Annotated in this window: 6 protein-coding genes and 2 pseudogenes; 3 read left to right on the forward strand and 5 right to left on the reverse strand. The window is 70.9% G+C overall.

From position 1 onward, the window contains the following. The 5 genes and pseudogenes from CCN39_RS31270 to CCN39_RS31290 all read right to left on the reverse strand — a co-directional run. Positions 1–461, reverse strand: a pseudogene (locus CCN39_RS31270) (hypothetical protein); the annotation flags it as partial. A 116-nt stretch (positions 462–577) separates the two neighbouring features. Beyond that, on the reverse strand, positions 578–1,459 hold the full coding sequence (locus tag CCN39_RS31275; protein WP_086848102.1) for a 3-methyladenine DNA glycosylase: 882 nt from the start codon (positions 1,457–1,459) through the stop codon (positions 578–580). Further along, positions 1,456–2,499, reverse strand: a complete 1,044-nt coding sequence (locus CCN39_RS31280) for a hemolysin family protein (protein ID WP_086848104.1) — start codon at positions 2,497–2,499, stop codon at positions 1,456–1,458. Before CCN39_RS31280 ends, CCN39_RS31275 begins: the two co-directional genes overlap by 4 nt. Further along, positions 2,496–3,833: a hemolysin family protein gene (locus tag CCN39_RS31285; protein ID WP_086848106.1), complete on the reverse strand. Its 1,338-nt coding sequence runs from the start codon at positions 3,831–3,833 to the stop codon at positions 2,496–2,498. The genes CCN39_RS31280 and CCN39_RS31285 overlap by 4 nt, the downstream gene beginning before the upstream one ends. A gap of 199 nt (positions 3,834–4,032) precedes the next feature. Further along, entirely contained in the window at positions 4,033–4,614 is a 582-nt protein-coding gene (locus tag CCN39_RS31290) for a TetR/AcrR family transcriptional regulator (RefSeq protein WP_086848108.1), read from the reverse strand. Positions 4,615–4,797: 183 nt separating this feature from the next. Between CCN39_RS31290 and CCN39_RS31295 the strand changes: the two genes are divergently transcribed. The 3 genes and pseudogenes from CCN39_RS31295 to CCN39_RS31305 all read left to right on the forward strand — a co-directional run. After that, positions 4,798–5,196 carry a hypothetical protein gene (locus tag CCN39_RS31295; RefSeq protein WP_086848110.1) on the forward strand — a complete coding sequence of 133 codons (399 nt, stop codon included), beginning with the start codon at positions 4,798–4,800 and terminating at the stop codon, positions 5,194–5,196. 13 nt (positions 5,197–5,209) lie between these two features. Continuing rightward, positions 5,210–5,842 carry a DUF3558 domain-containing protein gene (locus tag CCN39_RS31300; protein WP_086848111.1) on the forward strand — a complete coding sequence of 211 codons (633 nt, stop codon included), beginning with the start codon at positions 5,210–5,212 and terminating at the stop codon, positions 5,840–5,842. 3 nt (positions 5,843–5,845) lie between these two features. Beyond that, positions 5,846–6,560, forward strand: a pseudogene (locus CCN39_RS31305) (hypothetical protein); the annotation flags it as partial.

Consider the following 6,560-nt stretch of genomic DNA (forward strand, 5'->3'; position numbering starts at 1 on the left):
GCCTCGCCGCGGCGAGGCGCGTGCGTCACGGTGGAGTCGCCGCCGGCCACCGGGTACGGGCCCGAAGCCTCACCCCGGCGCGGGGCGCGGGTCACGGTGGATTCGCCCCGGCCCGCGACCGGATAGGAACCCGAAGCTTCGCCGCGCCGAGCGCCGGCGATCGGGTAGGAACCCGAAGCCTCGCCACGGCGAGCGGCCGGGTACGCGCCCGAAGCCTCTCCCCGCCGTCCGGCCGGGGCGTCGGCCTCGGGCGGGAAGCCGGGCGCCTCCGCCCCTTCCGTGAAGAAGACCGAACCCGACGACTCGCCCGGGACGCGGGCGATGCCGAAGGCGTCCGAGATGGAGCTGCGCCCGGGGGTGCGGAAGGCGCCGGAAGCCTCGTTGCGGCCCTCGGCGGGCACGCGTGGCGTGCGGTCCTGAGGGTGCGGCACCGGCTCCTCGTCCCGGTAGTGTCGCCCCATCCGTCATCCTTTCGGGGTGAGCGCATGTCAAGCACGCGCTGCTATGCAACCAAACCGTTATCACCCTAACAGGTGAGTATCGGAGAGAGAATAATCTGACTCACAGTGGGCCGTGCTCAGGGTGCTGCGCTGACCAGGCGATGGCAGTGCGCAATCAGGCGATGACGCAGCGGCGCCGCCCGGCGGGCGAACTCCCCTTGGGCCCTGGCGTACTCGGCGCGGCCCGCCGCCGTCTCGATCCGCACCGGCGGGTAGCCCAGCTCCGCCAGGTCGTACGGGCTCGCCCGCATGTCCAGCGTCCGGATCTCGGCCGCCAGCTCGAAACAGTCCGCCACGAGCTCCGCGGGCACGAACGGGTCGAGCTTGTACGCCCATTTGAACAGATCCATGTTCGCGTGCAGGCACCCCGGCTGCTCGAGTGCGATCTGCGTCTCCCGCGACGGCGTCAGCCCGTTCAACGGCCGCGCGGAGTCCGTGAAGAAGCGGAACGCGTCGAAGTGCCCGCAGCGGATGTCGAGGGACTCCACGACCGCGTCGGTGCCCGCCGAGCCCAGCCGCAGCGGCACCTGGTCGTGCCGCACCGAATCGGCGGGCTCGCGGTACACCATCGCCCACTCGTGCAGGCCGAAGCAGCTCAGCCGGGGCGCGCGGGACGCGGTCGCGGCCAGCAGGCCGAGGACGAACTCGGCCGTCCGCACCTTGCCCGCACCGAACCCGGCGGGGTCCAGCACCACGCCGTCGGGCGTTTCGACGTACCCCTTGCGGTCCAGGAAGCGCCGCGCCGCGGGCCCGGCGAGCGCGACGCCGGGCCCGGGCTGCCACCGCTCGAGGTGGGACGGCCGGTACGAGTAGTACGTGAACAGGAAGTCCAGCACCGGGTGCTTCTCGCCGCGCGAGCGCCGCTCCTGGTGCGGGCCGGTCCACCGGCGCATCCGCGAGACGTGCGCCGCCTCCCGGGCCAGCCAGTCCGGCTCGGCGAGCACCTCGACACCCCTCATGCGCCCACGTGGGTGCCGTCGCGCACCGTGCCCACGTACTCCTCGACGAGGTCTTCCAGCGCCACGACCCCGACGGCGTTCCCGTTCGCGTCCAGCGCCCGCGCGAGGTGGCTGCGCTCCTTGCGCATGGCCGAGAGCGCGACGTCGAGCCGGGCGTCGGCGCTCAGCTCGGTCAGCGCGCGCGTCTTCGAGTCCGGCACCGTCGTGCCCGGGTCCTGCCCGGCCAGGTCGAGGATGTCCTTCACGTGGATGTAGCCGGTCAGCCGCCCGTCGTCGGTGCACACCGGGAACCGCGAGAACCCGGTGGACGACACCGCCCGCTCGACGTCGCCGACGGTCGGCCCGCAGGGGAGCGTGGTCAGCTCGGCGGTGGGCACCAGCACGTCGGCGACCGTCTTCTGCACCGACGACAGCGTCTGGGCCAGCCGCTGGTGCTCGGACTGGTCGAGCAGGCCTTCGCGGCGCGACTCGCTGAGCAGCTCGGCCAGCTCGTCGGACGTGTAGGCCGTCTCCAGCTCGTCCTTCGGCTCGACGCGGAACGCGCGCAGGATCGAGTTGGCCACGAAGTTCAGCAGCCAGATGAACGGGTTGGCCAGCTTGACCCACGCGACGTGCACCGGCACCAGCCACAGCGCGAGCCGCTCGGGCTCGGCGATGGCGAGGTTCTTCGGCACCATCTCGCCGATCAGCACGTGCGCCACGGTGATGAACGCCAGCGCGATGGCGAACGAGATCGGGTGCAGCAGCACCTGGGGCAGGCCGAGCACGTCGAACGCCGCCGACAGCCGGTGCGCGATCGCCGGCTCGCCGACGCGGCCGAGCAGCAGCGAGCAGATGGTGATGCCCAGCTGCGCGCCGGCGAGCATCAGCGAGACGTGCTTGCTCGCGTTGATGACGATCCGCGCGCGCGTCTTGCCCTGTTCCAGCAGCGCCTCGAGCCTGTCGCGCCGCGAGGAAATCAGCGTGAACTCCGCGCCGACGAAGAAGGCGTTGGCCAGCAGCAGGACCACGACCAGGGCGATGTTCAGCCAGTCGGTCACGAGGCCACCTCCGCTTCCGGGGCCGTGCGGACCGGGGCGACCTCGACCTCGGCGATCCGGCGCTTGTCCATCGTGGTCACCGTGAGCAGCCAGTCGTCGACCTCGGTGGCGTCACCCTCGGCGGGGATCTTGCCCAGCCGTTCGAGGATCAGCCCGGCGATGGTCTCGTAGTCGCCGTCCGGCATCCGGAACCCGGTGACACTCGTGACCTCGTCGGCGCGCAGCTGCCCGGACACCAGCCAGCTGTCCGCGCCGACCTGCTGGGACGCCGGTGCTTCGCGTTCGTCGTGCTCGTCGCGGACGTCGCCGATGATCTCCTCGACGACGTCCTCCAGGGTCACCAGCCCGGCCGTGCCGCCGTACTCGTCGACGACGATGGCCAGCTGGAAGCGGGAGTCGCGCAGGCGCAGCAGCAGGTCGTCCCCGGGCAGGGACTCCGGCACGGTCGGGACCGGCCGCATGACCGACCCGATCGGCACGGCGGCCCGGTCCGCCGCGGGCACGGCGAAGGCCTGCTTGACGTGCACGGCGCCGCGGACGTCGTCGAGGTCCTCGGCGTGCACCGGGAACCGCGAGAAGCCGGTGCGGCGGGAGATCTCGATGAGGTCTTCCACCGTGTCGTCGACGGCGAGCGATTCGAGCTGCACGCGCGGGGTCATCAGCTCTTCCGCGGTGCGCTCGCCGAAGCGCAGCGAGCGGTCGAGCAGCTCGGCGGTGGACGTGTCGAGGGTGCCGCTTTCGGCGCTGGACCGCACGATCGAGCCCAGTTCCTGCGGCGAGCGCGCGGACCGCAGCTCTTCCTGCGGCTCGACGCCGAACTTGCGCACGAGGAAGTTCGCGCTGTTGTTCATCAGCGTGATGAGCCAGCGGAACAGCGAGGAGAACCGCGAGTGGTAGCCGGCGACCGCGCGCGCGGTCGGCAGCGGCCGGGCGATCGCGAGGTTCTTCGGCACCATCTCGCCGAGGATCATCGACAGCGACGTGGCCAGGACCAGGGCGAGCACGATCGACGCGCCCCCGGCGAACCCGGCCGGCAGCCCGACGGCGGTCAGCAGCGGCCGGACGAGCTCGCCGATCAGCGGCTCGGCCAGGTACCCGGTGATCAGCGTGGTGAGCGTGATCGCGACCTGGGCGCCGGAGAGCTGGAACGAGAGCGTCCGGTGGGCCTTCTGGACGGTCAGCGCACGGCGGTCGCCGACCTGGCGGACGTTGGCCTCGACGGTGCTGCGTTCGAGCGCGGTCAGCGAGAACTCGGCCGCGACGGCGAGCCCGGTGCCGATCGTCAGCAGCACGAACAGGAGCACGCCGGAGACGGCGAGAAGGATCTGGATCATTCCGCACCCGCCTCGGCGGCGGGGGATGAACCTATCGGCCAGCCGGGTCGGTCACCCGGCCCGGTACTGTCACCGGGTGACTGCGCTGCGCGCACGAAACGGTCACTCCTAGCGGGAAATCGGCGTGTACTGCGGATATGGGCACAATCTTAACGTGTCCCCGGCGCGGTCCGCTGGCGTGACCGGTGTGTCGCGGCGCTCATCCGCGGCTCGGGCGGTGCCGGCGCACCGTTTCCTCGACGAGGTCGAGCACCGGGCCGAGCCCGGCGGCGGGCAGGCCCATGGCCAGGTGCGAGACGAGTCCTTCGAGGACGAGTTCGAGGAAGGCGGTGAGGACGTCGACGTCGACGTCGTCCCGCAGGTTCCCGGCCTCGCGCTGGCGCAGCAGGCGCAGCCGGGTGGCGGTGGTGAGCTGCTCGGACCGCTCGGCCCAGCGGGCGCGGAATTCCGGGTCGGTGCGCAGCCGCCTGCTCACCTCGAGGCGCGTCCCGAGCCAGTCGGCCGGGTGGTCACCGCCGGCCAGCAGGTCCCGCATGACCTGCACGAGGCCCTGTTCGGCGACGACGTCGGCCATCCGGAGGGCATCGTCCTCGGCGAGGGCGAGGAAGAGCGACTCCTTGTCGCGGAAGTGGTGGAAGATGGCCCCGCGCGAGAGGCCGGTGGCTTCCTCGAGGCGCCGGACTGTGGCACCTTCGTAGCCGTAGCGCGCGAAGCAGACGCGCGAGCCGTCGAGGATCTGGCGCCGGCGTGCGTCGAGGTGATCCTGGCTTACGCGTGGCATCCTGAAATCCTGGCACCGCGGACCGGCATCTCGCAATCCGTACGTACGTACTGTGACCCGGAGTGCAGGGAACCGCTCCGGCCGCCCGACCGTCTGAACGTTGCGGCGATTCGCTGACACGAAGTGAGACGGTTGGCTAAGGTTTGCCCCATCACGGTGGGTGAACTGAGGGGAAGGTGCGCGGTGATCATCGGTGAGGCCGGGGCGGCGGCGAGAGCGCTGTGGGGCGACGTCTTCGACACGCCGGGCCGCGTGTACGGCGGCGGGGGCAAGGGCGGCCAGTTCAAAATGGACCCCGAAGAGCTCTCCGCGGTGATCGGCCAGTGGGAAGACCTGCTGGACAAGATCGTCCAGGACGGCGAGAAGATCCGCGACCTCGCCGCCGAGAGCGGCGGGGCGGCGCCCGGCCGAGACCCGGCGAGCGACAGCTACTCCTCGACCAGCACCGATTCGGTGATCGCGCTCCGCAAGCAGAACGACTCGATGCGCAAGTACGCGCAGGAGTACGTCAAGAAGCTCAAGGAAGCGCAGTCGAAGACCGTGGTCACGGACCAGGACCTGTCGGGCACCTTCAAGGCATAGGCGAACTCACCTCGTGCAAAGCAAACTCATCGCCCTCGCCGTCTCGCTGGTCGTCTCGGCGGGCGTCGCGACCTCGTGCACCACGAGCACCGGAGGCACCGCATCCCCGTCGCCATCCGATTCGGCGGCGACCAGCGCGCCTGCGGCTGATCCCGATGTCCCGAAGGTCCCGGCGCCGCTCGACGCGAGCAAGTACGTCGCGAACATGTGTGATGCGGTGCCGAAGGATGTGCTTGCATCCTTGAAGTACACCGGCCCCGGTGAGGCCCGCGCCTCCGGCGGCGACGCGGCGACGGCCGGTCCGTCGTGCGCGTGGCGGCTCCGCGGGGAAGGCATCGGGGTGTCGGTCATCCTCGCCACCGCCAACCGCGACCGCGGTGCGGGTGGGCTGGCCGGCATCTACGCCGCTTACCGGGATCGGAAGGTCATCCGGTTCCTGGAGCCCGCTCCGGAGGTCGAGGGCTACCCGGCGATCTACTACGACCTGAGCGACGAACGCTCGAGCGGTACGTGCGGTCTCGGTGTCGGCATCGCCGACGACTTGCTGGTCGACGTCCAAGCCCAGGGTTACCAGGGCAAGGACGACTCCTGCGCGGCGGCCGCCCAAGTGGCGGCCGGCATCATCAAGACACTCAAGGGGGCATGACGAGTGGATGGCAAGCAGATCTACGACAACTTCAAGCAGGGGGACACGGCCGGCCTGCAGCGGATGGCGACGATCGTCAAGGAGTTGTCCGACGCCTACGCGGAACGCGGAGCGAGCATCAAGGCGCTGCAGTCGCGCATGGTGGACTCCTGGTCCGGTGACGCCGCCGACGCGGCCAACGCCGGAGCGGGCCCGATGGAGAAGGCGTTCTACGACAGTTCGGCACCACTGGACGCGACGAGGGCGTCCGTGGACATGCAGGCCGCGGTCTTCGAAGACTCCGGCAGCGCGGTCGTCGAAGTTCCCCCGAAGCCCGACAAACCGAACCCCTGGACCACCGGCCTCAAGGCCGCCATCCCGATCGCCGGGCCGTTCATGGCCAAGGACGACATCGACAACTACCAAGAGGGCGTGGCGCGCTACAACGCGGCCAACGAAACCAACGTCCGCGTGATGGACCAGTACAGCAGCGCCACCAACAGCACCCGGGCCGCGCTGCCCACCGACTACGGCGTCCTCGAGTCCGATGGTGCCGCCATCGCCGTCGAGACGCCGGGCACGCCCGGGCGCGTCGAGCCCACCGATCGCAGCAAGTGGCTCCCGGAGCACCCCGGCGGTGATCCGGGCAGCGACGACCGCACCTCCACCACCGGCTTCGACCCCGGCCGCACCGGCGGTGGGGACAAGCCCGGCGAGACCGGCGGCACGGGCGGAACCG

Origin of the sequence: Amycolatopsis kentuckyensis (assembly GCF_002155975.1) — a bacterium.
GTDB lineage: Bacteria > Actinomycetota > Actinomycetes > Mycobacteriales > Pseudonocardiaceae > Amycolatopsis > Amycolatopsis kentuckyensis.